The organism is Ruminococcus gauvreauii (assembly GCF_025151995.1).
GTDB lineage: Bacteria > Bacillota > Clostridia > Lachnospirales > Lachnospiraceae > Ruminococcus_G > Ruminococcus_G gauvreauii.
In genome coordinates this window covers 991,668-1,012,651 of sequence record NZ_CP102290.1, presented here as the reverse complement: position 1 = coordinate 1,012,651, position 20,984 = coordinate 991,668, and the positions used below count along the sequence as shown (strand labels likewise).

The 20,984-nt window shown below is 47.9% G+C and carries 14 protein-coding genes and 3 pseudogenes; 13 read left to right on the top strand and 4 right to left on the bottom strand.

The window, feature by feature from the left end:
* Positions 1-102 precede the first annotated feature (102 nt).
* The 7 genes from glyA to NQ502_RS04850 all read left to right on the top strand — a co-directional run bounded on the left by glyA (position 103) and on the right by NQ502_RS04850 (position 7,679).
* A complete protein-coding gene (glyA, locus tag NQ502_RS04880) occupies positions 103-1,341 on the top strand; it encodes a serine hydroxymethyltransferase (protein ID WP_028529821.1) in 1,239 nt (412 codons plus the stop codon).
* 201 nt (positions 1,342-1,542) lie between these two features.
* Complete coding sequence (locus tag NQ502_RS04875) at positions 1,543-3,279, top strand: B12-binding domain-containing radical SAM protein (RefSeq protein WP_044983531.1); 1,737 nt, start codon at positions 1,543-1,545, stop codon at positions 3,277-3,279.
* Positions 3,239-3,874, top strand: a complete 636-nt coding sequence (nth, locus tag NQ502_RS04870) for an endonuclease III (RefSeq protein WP_028529820.1) — start codon at positions 3,239-3,241, stop codon at positions 3,872-3,874. Before NQ502_RS04875 ends, nth begins: the two co-directional genes overlap by 41 nt.
* Positions 3,871-4,581 (top strand): 3'-5' exonuclease, encoded by a 711-nt coding sequence (locus NQ502_RS04865; RefSeq protein ID WP_028529819.1) that lies wholly within the window; start codon positions 3,871-3,873, stop codon positions 4,579-4,581. Before nth ends, NQ502_RS04865 begins: the two co-directional genes overlap by 4 nt.
* Before the next feature lie 120 nt (positions 4,582-4,701).
* Positions 4,702-6,141 (top strand): VanW family protein, encoded by a 1,440-nt coding sequence (locus NQ502_RS04860; RefSeq protein ID WP_044983536.1) that lies wholly within the window; start codon positions 4,702-4,704, stop codon positions 6,139-6,141.
* A gap of 36 nt (positions 6,142-6,177) precedes the next feature.
* Positions 6,178-7,164, top strand: a complete 987-nt coding sequence (locus tag NQ502_RS04855; RefSeq protein WP_028529818.1) for an AIR synthase family protein — start codon at positions 6,178-6,180, stop codon at positions 7,162-7,164.
* Between the two features lie 17 nt (positions 7,165-7,181).
* The gene (locus NQ502_RS04850) at positions 7,182-7,679 is read left to right on the top strand and encodes a tRNA (cytidine(34)-2'-O)-methyltransferase (RefSeq protein ID WP_028529817.1); all 498 of its coding nucleotides are present in this window, start codon (positions 7,182-7,184) and stop codon (positions 7,677-7,679) included.
* Positions 7,680-7,705: 26 nt separating this feature from the next.
* On the opposite strand, the gene NQ502_RS04845 is transcribed toward NQ502_RS04850, so the two are convergent.
* Genes NQ502_RS04845 through NQ502_RS04835 form a run of 3 tightly spaced genes read right to left on the bottom strand, consistent with a single transcriptional unit; the run spans position 7,706 to position 12,217 of the window.
* Entirely contained in the window at positions 7,706-9,118 is a 1,413-nt protein-coding gene (locus tag NQ502_RS04845) for a HAMP domain-containing sensor histidine kinase (protein ID WP_028529816.1), read from the bottom strand.
* Positions 9,115-9,822 carry a response regulator transcription factor gene (locus NQ502_RS04840; protein WP_028529815.1) on the bottom strand — a complete coding sequence of 236 codons (708 nt, stop codon included), beginning with the start codon at positions 9,820-9,822 and terminating at the stop codon, positions 9,115-9,117. The genes NQ502_RS04845 and NQ502_RS04840 overlap by 4 nt, the downstream gene beginning before the upstream one ends.
* A gap of 19 nt (positions 9,823-9,841) precedes the next feature.
* Complete coding sequence (locus NQ502_RS04835) at positions 9,842-12,217, bottom strand: endonuclease MutS2 (protein WP_028529814.1); 2,376 nt, start codon at positions 12,215-12,217, stop codon at positions 9,842-9,844.
* 275 nt (positions 12,218-12,492) lie between these two features.
* On the opposite strand from NQ502_RS04835, the gene NQ502_RS04830 reads away from it, so the two are divergent.
* From NQ502_RS04830 to rlmD, 3 genes are all read left to right on the top strand, one after another.
* The gene (locus tag NQ502_RS04830) at positions 12,493-13,740 is read left to right on the top strand and encodes a S1C family serine protease (RefSeq protein ID WP_028529813.1); all 1,248 of its coding nucleotides are present in this window, start codon (positions 12,493-12,495) and stop codon (positions 13,738-13,740) included.
* An 84-nt stretch (positions 13,741-13,824) separates the two neighbouring features.
* Positions 13,825-14,769: a 3'-5' exoribonuclease YhaM family protein gene (locus NQ502_RS04825; RefSeq protein WP_028529812.1), complete on the top strand. Its 945-nt coding sequence runs from the start codon at positions 13,825-13,827 to the stop codon at positions 14,767-14,769.
* A 16-nt stretch (positions 14,770-14,785) separates the two neighbouring features.
* A complete protein-coding gene (gene rlmD, locus NQ502_RS04820) occupies positions 14,786-16,153 on the top strand; it encodes a 23S rRNA (uracil(1939)-C(5))-methyltransferase RlmD (RefSeq protein WP_044983530.1) in 1,368 nt (455 codons plus the stop codon).
* Between the two features lie 392 nt (positions 16,154-16,545).
* Here the strand turns inward: rlmD and NQ502_RS19555 are convergent.
* Positions 16,546-17,479: pseudogene (locus tag NQ502_RS19555) on the bottom strand (IS91 family transposase); the annotation flags it as partial.
* Between the two features lie 161 nt (positions 17,480-17,640).
* Between NQ502_RS19555 and NQ502_RS19460 the strand changes: the two are divergent.
* The 3 genes and pseudogenes from NQ502_RS19460 to NQ502_RS04805 all read left to right on the top strand — a co-directional run.
* Positions 17,641-17,946: pseudogene (locus NQ502_RS19460) on the top strand (peptide-methionine (S)-S-oxide reductase); the annotation flags it as partial.
* Positions 17,841-18,165 (top strand): annotated as a pseudogene (gene msrB, locus NQ502_RS04810) (peptide-methionine (R)-S-oxide reductase MsrB); the annotation flags it as partial. The pseudogenes NQ502_RS19460 and msrB, both read left to right, overlap by 106 nt.
* A 396-nt stretch (positions 18,166-18,561) precedes the next feature.
* Positions 18,562-20,943 (top strand): CRISPR-associated endonuclease Cas3'', encoded by a 2,382-nt coding sequence (locus NQ502_RS04805; protein ID WP_260046733.1) that lies wholly within the window; start codon positions 18,562-18,564, stop codon positions 20,941-20,943.
* Positions 20,944-20,984: the final 41 nt, after the last annotated feature.

Genomic DNA, 20,984 nt, shown 5'->3' with positions numbered 1-20,984 from the left:
CAAAGTGGACGGGATTCTCGTATAATGATAAAACAGTGTAGTCCGGGAAGTTCGTTCCCGATGGATAAATTATGAATAGAACAACAGCCAAGGAGGAAAGTCATGTATTCAATTCATGAAATAGAAAACGTAGATCCGGAGATAGCAAAAGCAATTGAGGATGAAATTGCGAGACAGAATTCACACATTGAACTGATCGCATCGGAGAACTGGGTGAGCAAAGCTGTTATGGCTGCGATGGGATCACCGCTGACCAACAAATACGCAGAAGGATATCCGGGAAAACGTTATTATGGAGGATGTGAATGCGTTGATGTTGTAGAGGAACTCGCAATTGACCGTGCAAAACAGCTGTTTGGATGCGAGTACGTGAATGTTCAGCCACACTCGGGGGCACAGGCCAATATGGCGGTATTCTTTGCGGCACTGAAGCCGGGGGATACAGTTATGGGAATGAACCTTGCACATGGCGGACATCTTTCTCATGGAAGCAAGGCAAATATGTCGGGTGCATATTTTCATATCGTACCGTACGGTGTTAATAGTGAGGGATTCATCGATTATGATGAAGTCCGCAGAATTGCACTGGAATGCAGCCCCAAAATGATCGTATGCGGAGCGAGTGCATATGCGAGAACGATCGATTTTAAAAAGTTCCGTGAGATTGCGGATGAAGTCGGTGCATACCTGATGGCAGATATTGCGCATATTGCCGGTCTTGTGGCAACCGGACAGCATCCGAGTCCGATTCCGTACGCTCATGTTACGACGACGACGACGCATAAGACGCTGCGCGGACCCCGTGGCGGTATGATCATGTGCAGCAATGCTGTTGCAGACGAGCTGCATCTGAACAAAGCCGTGTTCCCTGGAATTCAGGGCGGTCCGCTGATGCATGTGATCGCTGCAAAAGCTGTCTGTTTCAAGGAGGCGCTGCAGCCGGAATATAAAGAGTATCAGGCAAATATCGTAAAGAATGCGAAAGCACTCTGTGCGGGTCTCATGAACCGTGGAATTAAGATCGTATCCGGGGGGACGGATAACCATCTGATGCTCGTAGACCTCACAAATACGAATGTAACAGGCAAAGAGATGGAGCATCTGCTGGATGAGGCAAACATCACCTGCAATAAGAATACAATTCCGAATGATCCGCAGTCTGCGAATGTGACAAGCGGTGTCCGCCTGGGGACTGCCGCTGTAACAGCACGCGGTATGAATGCGGATGATATGGATAAAATTGCGGAGGCGATTGCTTTAATGGTAGAAAGCGCTGACAACAGCAGTAAAGCTAAAGCCATTGTTGAGGAACTGACAGCGAGATATCCGCTGAATGCATAAAACAATTACGGAAGAAAACGCTCTTATTTTGAGGGCGTTTTTCCATTTACTATGAAAGTCCCGCCGGGCGGCCATGAATGAGCCATGCTCGCATGAGCGAATTCATGGACATTTGGCGGCGATTGCGGGAGTCCGCCGGGCGGAGCCAATCGACTTCTATGATTGGTGGTGTCCGCTTACTATGAAGGAAAGAGAAGACGTATGAAGATTTTGCTGGCTGCTGTTAATGCCAAATACATTCACTCGAATCTGGCGGTATACAGTCTTTACCGTTATACGAGAAAATATCGGAAATATGTGACGATGCAGGAATACACGATCAACCAGAAGACGGAAGATATCATGCAGAGCATCTACCGGCAGCGACCGGACGTACTGTGTTTCTCATGCTATATCTGGAATATTTCGATTGTCAGAGAGCTGGCTTCGGAGCTGCACAAAGTATTGCCTGGTATGAAGATCTGGCTGGGGGGACCGGAGGTATCGTATGATGCTGCCCGGGAACTGGAACGGATGCCATATGCTGCGGGCGTGATGCGCGGCGAAGGAGAAGAGACCTTTTTGCAGCTGGTGCGCCATTACGCAGATCGGACAGCGGCGCTGGATGAGATTGCCGGGATCACCTACCGGAACTCAAAAGGAGATATCACAGAGAATCCCGGGCGAAATCCGGTGGATATGGGGGACATTCCATTTCCATACGAGGAACTGACGGAATTTACCCACAGAATCATCTATTATGAGACGAGCAGAGGCTGCCCCTTCTCCTGCAGTTATTGTCTTTCTTCCATAGATAGAAGACTGCGGTTCCGTCCCCTGGATCTGGTGAGAAAGGAACTGGCATATTTTCTTGAAAACCGTGTGAAGCAGGTAAAGTTTGTGGATCGGACTTTCAACTGCAGAAAGGACCATGCGAGGGCGATCTGGCGGTATCTGCTGGAACATGACAATGGCGTGACGAACTTTCATTTTGAGATTGCGGCGGATCTTCTTGACGAGGAGGATTTCGACATTCTATCGCGGATGCGTCCCGGGCTGGTGCAGCTGGAGATCGGAATACAGTCGACAAATCCGGATACACTGAGGGAAATCAAAAGAACGATGGATTTCGATAAAGTGTGTGCCGCTGTAAAAACTGTTCAGGGGTTTCACAATATCCATCAGCACCTGGACCTGATCGCGGGGCTTCCATATGAGGGATATGACAGCTTCCGGAAATCATTTAATGATGTGTTCAGTCTGCGCCCGGAACAGCTGCAGCTTGGCTTCCTGAAAGTTCTGAAGGGTTCATATATGTGGGAGCAGGCCGGCATGTACGGGTGTGTCTGGAGAGAACATGAGCCGTATGAGGTATTATTTACCGATTGGATTTCGTATGAGGAACTGTTAGAGTTAAAACGGGTGGAAGAAATGGTTGAGGTGTATTATAACAGCGGCCAGTTTGCATATACCATGGACTTTCTGGCAGCGCAGCTGGGTACGCCGATCGACTGTTTTGAAGCACTGGGACGATACTATGAAGAGCACGGCTGCCTGGGGATTTCTCATTCCCGGGCCCGGCGCTATGAGATACTGCTGGAGTTTATTCAGGAAGTCTGTCCGGGTGCGCTCCCAGAATGTAAGGATCTGCTTACTTTTGATTATTATCTCAGGGAAAATGCGAAAAGCCGTCCGGCATGGTCGCCGGAACCGACTGTCAGCCAGACGGAGGTGAAGCGTATCTATGACAGTCTGTATGACAGCCTTCTTTCTCATTACCATGGGTTTGATCACCGGCAGATTCGGAGAATGACACATATGGAAGCGTTTGACTGTGGGGTTGTACTGTTCGACTATGAGCGGCGTAATCCTCTGACGAACGATGCCAGCTGGCACCTCATAAGGAGTGAAGATACCGATGACAAAGAGGACAAAAGAGATACTAAATCTTCTGGATGAGACATACACAAGAGAATACAAGTGTTATCTGGATCACGAGAGTCCGGAACAGCTGCTGATCGCGACTATGCTGAGTGCGCAGTGTACGGATGCAAGAGTCAATATTGTGACAAAAGATTTATTTGTGAAATATCCCGATATGGAGGCGTTTGCAGGTGCAGAGCTTCATGAACTGGAACAGGACATCAAGTCGACAGGGTTTTATCACAATAAGGCAAAGAATCTGATCGGCTGTGCCAAAAAAATTGTGGAGGAATACGGCGGAAAGGTACCGGAAAGTATGGAAGCGCTGGTATCACTTCCCGGTGTGGGGAGAAAAACGGCAAATGTGATCCGCGGGAACATTTTTCACGAGCCCAGCATCGTCGTCGATACCCACGTAAAGAGGATTTCACGCAGGCTTGGACTGACCGGTGAAGATGACCCGGAGAAGATAGAGTATGATTTGATGCGGGTGCTTCCAAAAGATCACTGGATACTGTATAATATCCAGATCATTACGTTTGGACGGCAGATCTGTTTTGCCCGCAGTCCGAAATGTGAGGACTGTTTTTTGACAAAATACTGCAGAGAGTATGGTGAAATGAAAAAATGAAAACGTGTGTTGTACTGGATCTCGAGACAACAGGGCTGCGTCCTAAAACCGACCGTATCCTGGAGATCGGGGCGCTTAAAATTGTAGACGGATGCACGGCCGATTCCTATCATGTGCTCGTTAACCCGCAGATGCAGATCCCTTATCGGATACAGGAGCTGACGGGTATTACGCAGGCGATGGCGGAAGAGGGCGAAGAGTCAGAGGCTGCGCTTAAAGGTTTTCTGGACTTCTGCGGAGAACTTCCTCTTCTCGGGCATAACATCATGTTTGATTACAGCTTTGTCAAGCACAAAGCTGTAAATCTGGGACTGAAGTTTGAAAAGGAAGCGGTGGATACGCTGAAAATCGCGAGAATGGCGCTGCCCGACCTGGCCAGCCGCAGTCTTGCAGCACTCTGCAGGTATTACCATATAGATCAGGGCGATGCGCACCGGGCGCTTGATGATACGAAGAGTACCTGGCAGCTGTATCAATGTCTGGAACGGGATTTTATGGAAAGCCGTCCTGAGATTTTCAAGCCTCAGAGACTGATATATACGGTAAAAAAACAGGGGCCAATCACATTTTCACAAAAAGTTTACTTGAATGATTTGCTCAGATATCATAGAATAGAGACGAATGTAACAATTGAAAGTCTTACCAAAAGTGAGGCGTCCAGAATGATTGATAAAATCATATTAAATCATGGAAGAATAAAGAGGTAACAGATCATGAGAAATCCTAAAACGAAACGAATTATTGCTGCCGTTATCGCAATTATGCTGGTGCTGGCCATGGTAGTCCCGATGGCACTGGAGTTTTTGCTGTAGAAGGGTAGAGAGCGGATGCAAAAAAGTAGAGTAGCAACGAATATCGCGATATTTATAATCTGCCTGTTTTTCAGCATGATCAGTGCGAGACAGGTGTTTGCAGATGCAGAGACCTCCCCGGTGATACTGGAGGGGGTTTTTATTGACGGCGTGGATGTGTCGGGGATGACACGCGAGGAGGCTGTCCTGGCGGTTGCAGACCATATGGAGGATATCAAGGGCTATCACATACAGATGCATATCGGCGACCACATTGTAAGCGCCACAGCCGGTGAGCTCGGTCTCTACTGGAAGAATGAGGATGTTGTGGATAAAGCGCTTGCCTTTGGACAGGCAGGCAATATTGTAAGCCGGTATAAGGCAAAACAGGATCTTCAGCAGGAGACTGTCCGCTTTGTACTGGAATACGGCGTGAAAGCGGATACGGCAAAAGCAATGCTGAACGAGAAGTGTGTTCCGCTGGACTGTGAACCGCAGAATGCATCGATGACGCGTACGGAAGATGGATTTCAGATAGTAAAAGAGACCCAGGGTGTGAAGATCAAAGTTGATGAGTCGGTGGAGGTATTGTCTGAATACCTCTCTAACCTCTGGAGAACCGGACTCGGAGTGGTCGAGCTTCCGGCAGAGATCACGGAGCCGGAGCATAAATCGTCAGAGCTTGAACAGGTTCAGGATATTCTCGGGAGTGCGAGCACAGACTACTCGTCGAGCAGTTCGGCGAGGGCACAGAATATTGTGACGGGGACCGGTTTCCTCAACGGGTCTGTGCTTTATCCGGGGGAATCGTTCTCGGTGGAGAGTGCCCTGGTCCCGTTCAGCGCTGAAAATGGATACGAACCGGCACCGTCCTATGAGAATGGGGATGTGGTGGACAGCTACGGCGGCGGCATCTGTCAGGTTTCCACGACGCTTTATATGGCTCTGCTGCGGGCTGAGATCGAGATAACGGAACGATATAATCATTCCATGATCGTCAAATATGTGAAACCGTCTATGGATGCTGCGATCGCAGAAGGGTCTAAGGATCTTCAGTTTGTCAATAACCTGGATGCGCCGGTTTATATCGAAGGTTATACGGACGGAGGAGAAGTCGGTTTTGTAATCTATGGAAAAGAATTCCGTCCGGAGAATCGGAAGGTCACGTATGAGAGTGAGACTCTCGAGACGGTAGAACCGACGGTGGAACTGACGGCGTCTCAGGATCCGCTTGGGACGATCAGGCAGACCTCCTCCTCTCATACAGGATACACCGCCTGCCTGTGGAAGACCGTGACGGTGGACGGTGTGGAGGAGAGCCGCGAACAGGTGAACAGCAGTACATATAATATGACGCCGACACGGTATACTGTAGGAGTCAGCACAAGTGACGGCACGGCTGCATCTGAAATTCAGGCAGCTGTAGACTCGAATGACCTCGATAAGGTGTATTCGGTGATCAACAAATACAGTTGATGGTATAAATGCAGGACAGAGAGGAAACAGACAAAAATGAAAATTGGGAAATTGCCGGAGAGTGTTCTGGTGCGTTCGATTTTAAAACAGGTGAAACACAGGAGAGATGAGGTTCTGGTCGGGCCCGGTGTAGGACAGGATTGTGCTGCGCTGCAGCTGAAGGAGGGGGAAGTGTTTGTGATGTCCACAGATCCCATTACGGGAACCACCAAAGACCTGGGGAGCCACAGTATCCATATCACGGCAAATGATCTGGCGGCTTCAGGCGCAGAACCGGTTGGCGTCATGCTGACGGCCATGCTTCCGGATACCGTGGAGGAGCCGGAGATACGCAGGTTGATGCAGGACATTGAGAGGACATGTGAACAACTTGGGATGGAAGTGCTGGGAGGCCATACAGAGATCACCAACGTCGTTCTTCAGCCGCTGATCTCTGTTACCGGAGTGGGAAAGATCCGGCGTGAAGAGCTGCTCTCAACTATGCAGATGAAACCGCATCAGGATATCGTCATCAGCAAATGGATCGGACTGGAGGCGACCACGATCCTGGCGAAAGAGAAGGATGAAGAACTCAGACGCGTATTTTCCGAGGATTTTATCAGCACAGCGAAAGGTTTTGACGCTTTTCTCTCTGTGGTGGAGGACGCCAGGATTGCAAAGAAGTGTCAAGTTTCCGCCATGCATGATATCACGGAAGGCGGCGTGTTCGGCGCACTCTGGGAGATGGCGGAGGGTGCCGGCGTCGGTCTTGAAGTCGATCTGAAAAAAATACCGATAAGGCAGGAGACCGTGGAGATCTGTGAGTTTTTCGGCGTGAATCCATACCTGATCATGTCAAGCGGTTCCATGATGATCGCGGCGGATGACGGACTCCTGGTCGTGCAGGAGTTGAAGAAAGCCGGGATAGAAGCCACGGTGATCGGACGCACAACAGCCGGAAATGACAGGATTCTGCGAAACGGTGATGACGTACGGTATCTGGACCGTCCGCAGACGGATGAGTTGTACAAGGTACTGGGATAAAAGAGGATTATGATAAGATGGCATTGAACATTGTATTGTATGAGCCGGAGATACCGGCGAACACGGGAAACATCGGCAGAACATGCGTGGCTTCCGGCACAAGACTTCATCTGATCGAACCGCTTGGTTTTCTGCTGAATGAAAAACAGATCAGACGTGCGGGAATGGATTACTGGAAAGACCTGGATGTGACACGCTATATGAACTATGAGGATTTTCTGACTAAAAATTCCGGTGCCAAAATTTATATGGCATCGACGAAGGCGCCGCGTATCTATACGGACGTGCAGTATGAGGACGACTGTTATATTATGTTCGGAAAGGAAAGCGCAGGGATTCCGGAGGAGATACTTCTGGAACATCAGGACACCGCGGTCAGGATACCGATGATGAACGGAATACGTTCCCTCAATCTCGGGAATTCTGTCGCCATCGTGCTGTATGAAGCGCTTCGCCAGCGTCAGTTTGCGCATATGCAGATGGAAGGCCATCTGACAAAATATGATTGGAAATAGAAAAAGTGCCTGCTGCGGCACTTTTTCTATTTTTTTGCTTTGTCCAGAGTAAAGATAAATTCGGTTCCCACCCCTTCGGTGCTGATCACGTTGATATTCTGGTTGTGGGCATTGATGATCTCTTTCACGATGGAAAGTCCCAGCCCGGTTCCCTTCCGGTCTTTGCCGCGCGATGAATCCGTCTTGTAGAAACGGTCCCATATCTTTCCGATGCTGGTCTTCGGTATCCCGGTCCCATGATCCTTAACTGAGACGAATACCTTCCCGTGTTTTTCTGTGGTCTCTACTGTGATTACGGAGTTGGAAGGACTGAATTTGACGGCGTTGTCGATCAGGTTGTAGAGTACCTGCTGTATTTTCCCCATATCGGCGCTGACCAGCAGCTGTTCTGCGGCAAGCAGCAGCTGAAAGGTGATTTTCTTCTTCATACAGGTGCCGCCGAAGGTGGCGGCCGTATCACGGATGACAGAGTTGATATCGAAACTGGTGATATCCAGAAGGTAACCGCTGGCATCGTAGTCATTCAGGGTGATTAAGCCCTTGGTAAGTTTGTTCAGCCGCTCCGTTTCCATAAGAACGATGTTCAGATATTTCGCCTGCATTTCCGGAGGAATCGTGCCGTCGAGCATCGCTTCAATATAACCTTTGATGGAGGTGAGCGGGGAGCGGAAATCATGGGATACGTTTGCCACAAACTGCCGCTGGTATTCCCCTGAGCGGTCCAGTTCGTCCGACATGTAATTCAGCGTTGCCGCGAGATACCCCATCTCATCATCTGAGTGTACCGGGATGTTATACTTCAGATTCCCGGATGCATATTCATTCGCCCCCTGTGTGATCTGCTTGAGCGGTCCGTAGACAATAAAGCTGAAGACCAGCAGAATCATCAGTGTGAGCATGAAAATAACCAGAAATACGACGTATACACTTTTCAGTATTTCATCGCGGTGCGTGTAGATATCGGTCATCTGCACATGAATGGCAACGTAACCTTTCGTGGACATGTTCAGTGTGACCGGAACCATGACGCTCAGCATGCGGTCGGAAAAACAGTTGTAAAATTTTCCGATGCTGTAATAGCCTGTGCCGAGGGACAGCGGATCAAAATTATCGATCTGTTCCGGGTCATCAGGATTCAAAGCTGCTGCTGTATTGATGAGAATACGGCCTTCCGGGTCCAGCATCCAGATCTGTGTGTTCTGGTATTCAGACAGTGTGCACAGATTAAAGTAAGTGTCCTCAAGGGAGGCCTGCTGTGAATAATAGTAGTCAGCGTGGTTGGACGCGATATTGACCGCTTCCTTGTACAGGTAATCGCCGGTCTGGCGGGTCAGGTCCTGTTCAATCAGGGCGGAGCCCATCAGGGAGATCACGAAGATGCTCAGGATGCCAAGAATCACATACCCGAACAGGAACTTAACATAAAGCGCGTTTTTCATGAAGATTTAACCTCGAATTTATAGCCGATTCCCCAGACCGTACTGATGGACCAGGACTTATGGTCTTTGATCTTTTCGCGGAGACGCTTGATATGTACGTCTACCGTACGGGTGTCGCCGATATACTCATAACCCCAGATGTGATCCAGAAGCTGTTCTCGAGTAAACACCTGGTTGGGGGAAGAGGCGAGAAAATATAAAAGCTCCAGTTCTTTCGGGGGCATATCGATGCTCTCTCCATGGTAAAGTACGGAATAATTAGTCAGATTGATCACCAGATCGGGATACTCCACATATTTACCGCTGGGCTTTTCCTGTGAAGCTTTGGCGGACGGCTCGAAACGCCTCAGTACCGCCTTGACACGGGCTACCAGTTCCTTGGAGTCAAATGGTTTGATCATATAGTCATCCGCGCCCAGCTCAAGTCCAAGCACCTTATCGAAGATCTCACCTTTTGCAGAGAGCATGATGATCGGGACATTAGACTTGTAGCGGATTTCCCTGCAGACCTGATATCCGTCCATTCCGGGGAGCATCAGATCCAGCAGCACAAGGTTAGGCTTGAAAGTGTCGAATGCCTCAAGCGCCTCCTCACCATCGTTGACAATCATGTTGTCGAAGCACTCCTTGGTGAGATAAAGAGAGATCAGTTCCGCAATGTTGTTGTCGTCATCTACGATTAGGATTTTCTGTTTTGCTACCATAATTATTCCCTCCTGGCTGTTATTTAAACTCAACGATAGTTACGCCGGCATCTCCCTCGCCGAATTCTCCGAGACGATAAGAGGAGACGTGTTTCTGGCGTTTCAGATAATTGTGAACGCCCCTGCGGAGTGCCCCCGTTCCCTTGCCGTGGACAATACGGACACTCGGCACGTGTGCGATATAAGCGTCATCCAGATATTTATCCAGTTCGGCGATGGCCTCATCCACGGTCTTGCCGAGGAGGTTGATCTCGGTACTGACACTGGCCGATTTCTGCATCTTTACCTTTCCGGAACCGGTACGTTTCATGCCCGGAGCCCGAATGACTTCTTCGTCCATGAGTTTCAGGTCTGAAATATTTGTTTTGGTCCTCATAATACCTGCCTGCACGAAAAGGTTGCCTTTTGCGTCGGGCAGAGTACTTACGGTTCCCTTCAGATTCAGGCTCATGATCTTTACCGTGTCGCCTGGATGCAGGTCCGACGGTTTCAGCGTGGAGATGTGGGCCGGATCTGTCTGCATGGCCATTTTCTTTTCTGCCTTTTTCATCTTCTCACGCAGCTGCTGGCGTTCTTTTTCCATCTTCTGTATGGTAGGACTGTCTTTTTCGAATTTCTGAAACTGCTTGATGGTCTGATCCGCGTATTCTTTCGCCTCCCGGAGGACTGCGTGTGCCTCCTCGTTGGCATCGCGGATCATTTTTTCCCTGCGCTGTGATAGTTTTTCGGTTTTTTCTTCCAGCTGTAATTTCAGCTGAGCGATCTCTTCTTTGTATTTCTGCAGCTCCATCTGCTCTTTTTCAACCGTTTTCCTGGTTTCTTCCAGGTTGGAAATCACATCCTCGAATGAGGTGTCTTCCTCACTGATCCGCTGCCTTGCATCCTGGATAATGAAGTCCGGGAGTCCGAGTTTGCCGGAGATAGCGAAAGCGTTGCTCTTGCCCGGAATACCGATCAGCAGCCGGTATGTCGGCTGCAGTGTTTCCACGTCAAATTCACAGCAGGCGTTTTCGACGCCTGGAGTGGAGAGGGCATAGACTTTCAGCTCACTGTAATGTGTCGTGGCCATTGTGCGGATGCCTTTTCCGTGAAGGTAGGACAGGATGGAGATTGCCAGAGCAGCCCCTTCCGTCGGGTCGGTTCCGGCGCCGAGTTCATCAAACAATACGAGCGATCTGTCGTCCGCATGTGCAAGAAATGAGACGACATTGGTCATATGTGAGGAGAAGGTACTCAGGGACTGTTCGATACTCTGCTCATCACCGATATCCGCATAGACTTCTGTAAAGACAGAGAGTTCCGAACGGGAGAGAGCAGGAATATGAAGACCCGCCTGACCCATCAGAGTCAGCAGTCCTGCTGTTTTTAACGAGACTGTCTTACCGCCCGTGTTGGGACCTGTCACGATCAGAAGGTCGAAGTCTTCCCCAAGCCTGATATCGATCGGTACAACCTGACGGGAATCAATCAGCGGATGACGCCCCTGGCGAATGTGGATTCTCCCGGTCGTGTTGAAGATCGGTTCGTTGGCATTGTGTTCCATTGCCAGGGAAGCCCGGGCAAAAATGAAATCGAGCTCGACCATATTTTCAAGATTATACCGCAGTGTCTCCTGATGCTGTGCCGCAAGCGCACTCAGGGTTGACAGGATGACTTCAATCTCGGCGGCCTCTTTCAATTCCAGTTCGCGCAGCTCATTGTTCAGTTTGACGATCGCCATCGGTTCCACAAACAGCGTGGAGCCGCTTGACGACTGGTCGTGGATCATTCCGGGTACCTGTCCCTTATATTCTGCTTTCACGGGAATACAGTAACGTCCGTTTCGCATGGTGACGACCGCATCCTGCAGGTAAGTGCGGGCACTTCCGTTCACGATGGCATTCAGCTGCGTGTGGATTTTATCGTTGGAAAACTTCATGGACCGGCGGATTTGTTTCAGAGCCGGTGACGCGTCGTCACTGATTTCTTCTTCTGACAGAATACAGTGCCGGATCTCTGTAGAGAGTCCCGTCAGCGGCTCCAGCGCGTCGAACATGGAGGTCAGGGAATCGCCGGGTGTGTCAGATTGTTCCGGACGTCCGTACGATTTGACGCGGGCACAGTTTTCAAGCATGCCGCAGATCGTAAGCAGTTCGGGGATACTGAGTGAACTGCCGATCTCCAGACGTTTCAGAGAAGCCCGGATATCTTTCGCATTTCCGAAAGAGATGCCGCCCTTTTTAAACAGACGGCTCAGAGCATCGTGCGTCTGCTGCTGCAGGCTTCTGATCTCGGAAAGGTCGGTGGAGGGCAGCAGTGATTCGCAGCGTGTTTTTCCCATCGGCGAGGAGGCATAGGTGGTTAGTTTCTGTATGATCTTGTAATATTCTAACGTTTGTAATGCTTTGCTGTTCATGTTATAAATCCTTACTGTTTGATTTTATGCTGGTATGATCAAAGGGCTTTAACCCTGGTATCGTTCTTTCCCGAACATTATACCAGAAATGCTTTCAAAAAAATACTCTCATACGATAAATATTTCGGCAGGCTGCCGGCAGAATGTGGCAAGAACTAATAAGTTTCTCTTTCATTCATAAATTGTTCATATGTTTTTGCTAATATAATCATAATCTGATTCGGACAGGATGGTCTGAAATCAATTGGTTTTACAGCAGACAGGAGTTTTAAGAGATGAGTGATTATAGCTTTATTAAAGAGGTTATAAAAGAAAAGCCGATTAATAAGAAGGCACTCTTTGTGAAACTGGTGATTTTACTGGTTGGGGCGATCATTTTCGGAGTGGTCGCGGCATATGTATTTGCAAATGCTCTCCCGTCGTTTCAGGAAAAGGTGGAGAACAAACAGGATTCCAAGGTGAACATAGAGGATGAGAATCCCCCTGAAAATGTGGTTGAAAACCAGGAAACCAGGGAAGAGTCCCAGGAGACCCAGGTCGTGGAAGTGCCCGCGGAACTTGGACTCTCAGACTATAAGAAATTTTATCAGGATATGGTGGAAGTGTCTGAGACTGCTTCCAGGTCAATGGTAACGGTGATCGGTATCACGGATAATATGGACTGGTTTAACAACACGTATGAGAATCAGCGTCAGATCTCCGGGCTGATCATTGCCAGGACCAGCCAGGAGATTTATATTCTGACGGAGTACCGGGGTGTTGAAAAAGTTGACCGGATTCAGGTGACATTCTGGGACGACGCCACGGTGGATGCACGCTTCCAGAAGACGGATCCGAATACCGGGCTTACCGTTTTAAAAGTTCCGCTTGGCGAAATCGAAGAAACCACTCTGGAACAGCTGGTAACTGCCCCGCTGGGGAGTTCGTATTCGACGGCGCAGGGAAATCCGGTTATGGCGCTAGGAAGCCCGATGGGATACAGTGATTCGATCGCATTCGGGGTTGTGACATCTGTTTCGAATAAGGTTTCGACGCTGGATACGGAATATACGATCCTGACGACGGATATTCTCGGAAGCAAGGACGGAAGCGGAATCCTGCTGGATCTGGAAGGACAGATTGTCGGCGTTATTCTTCAGGGATATTCCAATGACGGAAATACGGTGACTGCGATCGGCATTTCGGAGATCAAAACACTCATGGAGACGCTGTCAAACAACGGGGAACTTCCGTATATCGGAATCAGGGGACAGGATGTCACAGCGGATATTTCAGAGAAGACGGGGATCCCGAAGGGTGTCTATGTCAATGAGGTTCAGACAGATTCTCCGGCGATGCTTGCCGGTATCATGAGCGGGGATGTCATCATCAAAGTAAAGAGCAGCGAGGTGGAAACCATGACAGAATATACGAAGGCACTTGAGAAATGTAAGGCGGGACAGGTGGTCACAGTGACAGCGATGCGCAAAGGTGCGGAGGGTTATGCAGAGATTGTATTTGACGTAACCGTCGGAGCATTATAAAATAGAACAGTGTGAAAGTAAAAAGTCTGGTTTTTCTGTCATGCAGAAGAACCATTCTTTTATTTAGAAAGGTTGGATAACAGTATGAAATATATCAAAGAACTTCGAGAGGGAGACAGGATTGCCGGGGTCTATCTCTGCAAACAAAAACAGTCGGCGGTTACGAAAAACGGAAAAGCATATGAGAATGTGATCCTGCAGGACAAGACGGGAACGGTGGATGCAAAAATCTGGGACCCGAATTCGCAGGGGATCGATGACTTCGACGCCCTGGATTATATTGATCTGATGGGGGATGTGACGAGCTTTGCGGGGTCGCTGCAGGTGAGTATCAAGCGCAGCCGAAAGGCGGATGAAGGATCCTTTGACCCGGGAGACTACCTGCCGGTCAGTGTCAGGGACCGTGATTCCATGTATCAGGAAGTACTGGCACTTGTACAGTCTGTGAAAAACCCGTGGCTCTCAGCTTTATTAAAGTATTATTTTGAACAGGACGAGGCTTTTGTCAGGGCATTTAAGTTCAGCTCAGCCGCCAAGAGCGTTCACCACGGTTTTGTAGGCGGACTTCTGGAACATACGCTGAGCGTCGCAGGTCTGTGTGAATACTATGTAAAAATGTATCCGTACCTGAACAGAGACCTTCTGGTCACCTCCGCGCTGTGCCATGACATAGGAAAGACAAAAGAACTGTCGGCGTTCCCTGTTAATGACTATACGGATGACGGGCAGCTGCTCGGACATATCATGATCGGCGCGGAAATGCTGCATGACGCCATCCGCACGATCGAAGGATTTCCGGTGAAGCTGGAGACAGAGCTGAAGCACTGTATTCTGGCACATCACGGCGAACTGGAATACGGTTCCCCAAAGAAACCGGCCCTCGCGGAAGCGGTCGCTCTGAATCTGGCGGACAACACGGACGCCAGACTGGAAACACTGAGAGAAGTATTTGATGCAGCGGGAGACAATGCCGACTGGCTGGGATATAACCGCCTGTTTGAGTCCAATATCAGAAGAACGACAGGCTGATGAGCGGAGTAATCATATGAATTTGAAAAAGAATGACATTGTGCAGATAACAATTGAAGATATGGGGCATAACGGTGAGGGGATCGGAAAAATCGACGGCTACCCTCTCTTTATCAAGGATGCTGTGATCGGAGATGAGATCTCAGCGATCGTAACGAAAGCGGGGAAGAGTTACGGATACGGACGGGTGAAGGACATCCTGAGGCCTTCTATACATCGCGTGGAACCCTTGTGCCCGCACGCGGGTCCATGCGGCGGCTGCCAGATTCAGGCACTCGAGTATTCCAGGCAGCTGGAATATAAGGAGAACACCATCCGCAATCATTTGAAACGGATCGGAGGTTTCGAGAACCCTCCGATGGAGCCCATCATCGGCATGGACCAGCCGTTTTACTACAGGAATAAAGCACAGTTTCCGGTCGGAAAAGACAGAGACGGACGGATCATCACCGGTTTCTATGCGGGCCGGACGCACCGCATCATCGACAACCGAAGATGTTACCTGGGCCTGCCGGTAAATGAAGACATTCTGAACCGTGTGATCTCTTATATGGAGGAATGCAGCGTGGAGCCGTACGATGAGGAGACAGGAACCGGAATCGTGCGTCACGTGTTAATACGCAGCGGATTTTCCAGCGGGGAAGTCATGGTCTGCCTGGTGGTCAATGCAAAATCCCTGCCATCGGGTGAAAAACTGGTGGAGCGGCTGAGGGCGATCCCGGGTATGGCGAGCATTACAATCTCCATCAACCGGAAGAAGACGAATGTCATCATGGGAGAGGATATCAGACTTCTCTGGGGAAAGACTTACATCACGGACAGCATCGGTGACATCCAGTATCGGGTATCACCGCTTTCCTTTTATCAGGTAAATCCTGTTCAGACCAGGAAACTGTATGAACTTGCGCTGGAGTATGCAGGTCTGACGGGAAACGAGACGGTGTGGGATCTGTACTGCGGTATCGGCACGATCTCCCTGTTTCTGGCCCGGAATGCGGGCCGCGTATGCGGTGTTGAGATCATTCCGCAGGCAATCGAGGACGCGAAACAAAATGCCGCGTTAAATGGCATTGAAAACGCTGAGTTTTTCGTCGGTAAGGCGGAGGAAGTGCTGCCGCAGAAGTACCGGGACGAACAGATCAAAGCGGACGTGATCGTCGTCGACCCGCCGCGCAAGGGCTGCGATGAGAAGCTGCTAGAGACCATGGTGCAGATGCGGCCGGAGCGGATCGTGTATGTGAGCTGTGATTCTGCGACGCTGGCGCGGGATTTGAAGTATCTCTGCGGGAATGGGTATGAACTGGTGAGGGTCAGGGGAGTTGATCAGTTTTGTCAGACCGTTCATGTAGAGACTATAGTGTTGATACAAAGAAAAACCATGTAGAAATCCTTTATTTTAGGCACTTTTTCAAGCATATGGTGTTCACCGGCGAAGGTGAAAAATGCAGAAATAAAGTCATAAAAGATTACATCAATGTTTCTGTGGTGGCTGATATAGAGTGTGGGGATACAACAGAATAAGATTTACAAAGAGGGGTACTGGATAACAACAGTATCCCTTTCTTGCTGTATAGGAAATTTCTCAAATTAAAAGAAATAGTGTATAATGAGTTGGAAATAAAAAATTACATAGCAAAAGAGCGAAGGTGTTGCTTCGCGACGACTTTGCCTGTGAAGTTTTTTGTTTTGTTGGTGGCTGCACTATTTAACGATTGAGAAATGAATGATGAGCATGCTTTTACCCATAGCCCATAGCCTTTCGATATTGTTCAAATAGTGCAGTTTCTCTTCCTGTTTATGGTGTTTGACATATATACCGTAATAGCGTAGCATCTTGAAGTGTTTCTCAGTGATATGTACGATGAGTCTTTTTATTAAACCAAGAGCAGGAATGCATTCAGTAATTGTTTTGTTATCTTCGTGACGAGTGTAGTGAAAGGTAACAAAAGTTCCGTCGTAATTGTCTATGCGAGAGGTTGCGACAGGAGGTCTTCCCAGATATCTGCATATATATTTGATGGTGATGTCGGGAGTGCAAAGATTGAGCTTTGCTCTCATATAGAAGCCCTCAGCATGTTTTTGGTAAATTTCATTTTTGATTTTACGAAAAGAAGGACCGATTTTATTTGTTAATCGTTGTAACAGAACTTTGCGAAAAGCGTTACGCAGGAAGGTGTAGTCAAAATGTTTTAGAGTTCTCCAAACGGTAAAGTTATCAGCACCGCCCTCAGAAATAAGAGCATGGATGTGAGGATTCCATTTTAAATCACGCCCAAAAGTATGAAGAACACAGATGATGCCAGGAGTGAAGTTTTCGAATTTATTCAAGTTAAAAAACATGCGTAGGACAACATCGCGAACAGAGTGAAAAAGGCAGCTAAGGAGAGAACGATCCTTAAGAAAGGGCGAAGTTCTTTCGGAATAGTAAAAACACAGTGCCGATGAATGCAATTGACTAGCTTGCAGGAGATGTGAAAAGAGCGCATTTGATTATATTTATTTCCACAGGAAGGACAGAAGCGGGACTTGCAACGAAAAGGAACAATTTCAATTCGCCGTAATCGGGGCATGCATAGAAAGCGCCACCATAAGAAGGACCACCGCAATGAATCATCTTGTTGACGTTATCTGTTTCTGTTTGGCGAGGATAAAGTTGGTAGAGCATTTGCTCATAATGGTCAAGAAAAATAGATTGTAATATATTACTCATATAAATATTTTACAATAAATGGAAGCAAAGAAAGACCCCACCCCTCAAGATTGAGGGGCAGGGGAGTTGAGAGTGTGCTCAGCACACTTTGCTTTACCGAAACAAATGATAAAAAGGAGATTCTTCTGGCGCTCGATGAGCTGTAGGCACAGTATAACAGTCCGATTGTGGTGGAGGCAATCCCCCTCGGGAATTATTATCGTGCGGAGGAGTATCACCAGAATTATATGGACAGAAATACCGATGGTTACTGTCATATTCCAGCAGGTGCCTACGATCAGACAAAAGGGCCGGTAAATATAGAAACGGATGAAAGTCTGAGACGACGCCTTACTGATTTTCAGTACAGAGTAACCCGTGAAAACGCGACGGAATATATGTGGACATCATTTCCGGTGAGTCGCTATTTGTTTCGACTGACAAGTTTGCGTCAGGCTGTGGCTGGAAAAGTTTTTCAAAGCCCATAGAGGATCGTCGTGAAGGAATTGGACGATACAAGCTTGGGCATGTACAGAACGGAGATTCGCAGTAGCGGAAGTGATTCGCATCGGGGACATGTATTTAATGACGGACTTGCTGACAGATGCTGACTTCAGTATTGCATCAATAGTGCATCCCTGCGGTTTATACCAAGGGAACGAATGGAAGAGGACGGATACGGGGAATATTTGAATTTATTTGATTAGCTGGGATAATAGGAGAAGCAATATGCATTAATGCATGCTGCAACTCCTTTGTTTTTGTAATAACAATAAATCAAACGGGCAGACTTAAGATGACTTTGCGTAGGAAGATACCCTTATCCGAAAAACAAATGTCAATAATGCTTTCCAGATAAGGGTTTTGAGTAAGAAATTACTTTTGAACCCTTTTCAATCCACAAGTGATATAAGATCACTTGACGCTATAAATGATAGCATAGTCAAAGAAATAAATCAATTTTCAAATTTTTAATTAAAAAACTCGGGTTAAAAAGAAAAAATATCGGGATTATAATTGAAAAAGTGACAGTGATGAGATATAATAAAAAACATATATTACCAGTAGTCTTTTGACGGATGAAAGAAAAGCGGTGAGCACGTATTTTTGCGCATAAAAGAGAATCTGATGGAAAGAAACAAGAGTGGAGTGAGCACAGCAGAAATGTGTCAAAATTATGTTCCCAGAGGGCTGAAAAACTAGGGCTTGGTACATTGGCAAAGCTAATTGGGCTGCTTCACGATTTCGGGAAAGGGAACGCGGATTGGCAGGACCATCTGGAGGGTATTGGCAGCAAGCATCCGAATCACGCCGGTCTGGGGGCGCTTTATGTTGAGCAGCGTTGGTGGATGCCAGAGAAAGCGTCGAAGGAAAGACAGGCAGCACAGGTGATTTCTTTGTGTATTTATGGTCATCATGCCGGTTTACCGGATTGCCTGAATGATTCCGGCAGCTCTCCATTTTTAGAGGGATTGCGGGAACAACCGGGCAATTATTATATGGAAGCAATGGACAATTTTTACGATGAAGTAGCGTCTTCTGATGAATTAGACGAGCTGTTCGCAGATGCATGCAGCGAATTGGAAAGGTTTGGGTTAGATAAGTATTCCTTTGAATGGGGAATGCTCGCCCGACTTTTGCTGAGTATTCTTGTTGATTCAGACAGATGGGATTCCGCATGCTTCGAATATGATGCGGATCCATTTGAAACGTCAAAAGATGATCTGCCGGACTGGGAAAAACTTCTTATGGTACTGGAAAATTATATGGAAGATTTCCCTAAAGAAGGAAAACTGGCCAGAATCAGATGGGATATATCGGATTGCTGCAGGACTGCAGGAGAATTTGGCCCGGGAATTTATACTTTATCAGTTCCCACGGGAGGGGGAAAGACGTATTCAAGCCTGAGATTTGCGCTGGCTCAGGCGAAAAATAATAAGCAGGAGAGAGTCTTTTATTTTATACCCATGAACACTATCTTGGATCAAAATTCAAGGGATATCAGAAAGGCGTTGTCAGATTATCCATCTATTTTGGAGCATCATTCCAACGTTGTGCTGGAAGATGAGGAGGATGAGAAAAACTATCGCAGATTGGCAGAACGGTGGGACAGTGATATAATTCTGAGTAGTTTGGTCCAGTTTCTGGATTCATTGTTTCGGAATGGGAATGGCAAGGTGAGGAGAATGAACCGCCTTGTAAATTCAGTTCTTATTTTTGATGAAATTCAGGCTCTGCCGAAAAAATGCCGGGAACTGTTCACAAAGGCTATCGGATTTCTTGCACAGTATTGTAACTGTACGGTATTGCTGTGTACAGCGACACAGCCTAATCTGAGTCTCACCTCGCAGGAACTGGTCCCGGAGGCTGAAGCGTTGTATAAGAAATTAAAACGGGTGACTTATGTTCCTCAGTTGGGAGTGCGTACCTATCAGGAGGCTGCCGATGAAATCTCCACGTTTGTCCAAAAGGAAAAATCTGTGCTGACTATCGTGAACACAAAAGATGCTGCCTGGAATCTGTTTCGAGGGATTTATGAGCAGCTAGAGGGATTGGGTTATAGGTTGGCAGAAATTCAGCAGGAACTTACAGATGAAGAGCTTGAGAAGTGCGCCGAAGAGAGTGTGGGAAATGTGGTTTTGTGTGTACATCTAAGCACGCTGATGTGTCCAATGCACCGTAAAGAGATATTACGCTGGGTCAAGGCCTGGCTGAAAAAGAAAAGGCGGGTTTGCTGCGTTTCCACAGCATTGATCGAGGCGGGGATAAACGTGAGCTTTCCGGTTGTGATCAGAAGTCTGGCTGATATTCCAAGCATGATTCAGGCAGCAGGGCGCTGCAACAGGAACTGTGAAGCGGATATGGGAACGGTATATTTATGGAACCTTGCCGAGGAGAGACTGGGACGATTACCGGATATTCAAAAAGGTAAAGAGATCAGTATGAGCCTGCTCAGTAATATGGGGAACCCGGATGAGTTGGGAGATCCAGAGATGATAAAAAAATATTTTATAAAAGAAGAGGAGTATACTCGGAAGGTTGAAAAATATCCGTATAAAGAATGGAACTCTGATTTGATTACCATGCTTTCGACAAATAGTGGTTGTATAATAGCTGCTAAGAACAAGCCGGAGGATCGATCTTCACGTTTAAGTAAAAGATTTCGCCAGAGTTTCCGGACGGCGGGCGCAGTTTTTCAGGTCATTGACCAAAAAACAAAAAGCGTGATAGTTCCTTATGGCGGGGGCAAGGAGCTGATAGAAAAATTAGCTGGTCAGCATACGCTGGGTGAGGAAATTAAGTATTTGAAAGAAGCCCAGCAATACAGTGTGAATCTATTTGAGCATGTTTTTGAGCGTCTGGCAAAGGAGGGTGCGCTGAATTCTCTGGGAGAGACCGGTGCGGTTGTTTTAAAGGAAGAGTACTATGATGTTTGGGCCGGTGTCAAGATTATGCCGCAGGAAATGAAGGATCTCATAATGTAACTTTTTATATCAATGGGATTTATAAAGTTAAGGGGGAATGC

Excerpts from the sequence above, each read along its gene's own strand:
- rlmD (WP_044983530.1), top strand. The coding sequence starts at position 14,786 with ATGAATTTGAAAAAGAATGACATTGTGCAGATAACAATTGAAGATATG.
- NQ502_RS04865 (WP_028529819.1), top strand. The coding sequence starts at position 3,871 with ATGAAAACGTGTGTTGTACTGGATCTCGAGACAACAGGGCTGCGTCCT.
- NQ502_RS04830 (WP_028529813.1), top strand. The coding sequence starts at position 12,493 with ATGAGTGATTATAGCTTTATTAAAGAGGTTATAAAAGAAAAGCCGATT.
- NQ502_RS04850 (WP_028529817.1), top strand. The coding sequence starts at position 7,182 with ATGGCATTGAACATTGTATTGTATGAGCCGGAGATACCGGCGAACACG.
- NQ502_RS04860 (WP_044983536.1), top strand. The coding sequence starts at position 4,702 with ATGCAAAAAAGTAGAGTAGCAACGAATATCGCGATATTTATAATCTGC.
- nth (WP_028529820.1), top strand. The coding sequence starts at position 3,239 with ATGACAAAGAGGACAAAAGAGATACTAAATCTTCTGGATGAGACATAC.
- NQ502_RS04875 (WP_044983531.1), top strand. The coding sequence starts at position 1,543 with ATGAAGATTTTGCTGGCTGCTGTTAATGCCAAATACATTCACTCGAAT.
- NQ502_RS04825 (WP_028529812.1), top strand. The coding sequence starts at position 13,825 with ATGAAATATATCAAAGAACTTCGAGAGGGAGACAGGATTGCCGGGGTC.
- NQ502_RS04835 (WP_028529814.1), bottom strand. The coding sequence starts at position 12,217 with ATGAACAGCAAAGCATTACAAACGTTAGAATATTACAAGATCATACAG.
- NQ502_RS04845 (WP_028529816.1), bottom strand. The coding sequence starts at position 9,118 with ATGAAAAACGCGCTTTATGTTAAGTTCCTGTTCGGGTATGTGATTCTT.
- NQ502_RS04855 (WP_028529818.1), top strand. The coding sequence starts at position 6,178 with ATGAAAATTGGGAAATTGCCGGAGAGTGTTCTGGTGCGTTCGATTTTA.
- glyA (WP_028529821.1), top strand. The coding sequence starts at position 103 with ATGTATTCAATTCATGAAATAGAAAACGTAGATCCGGAGATAGCAAAA.
- NQ502_RS04840 (WP_028529815.1), bottom strand. The coding sequence starts at position 9,822 with ATGGTAGCAAAACAGAAAATCCTAATCGTAGATGACGACAACAACATT.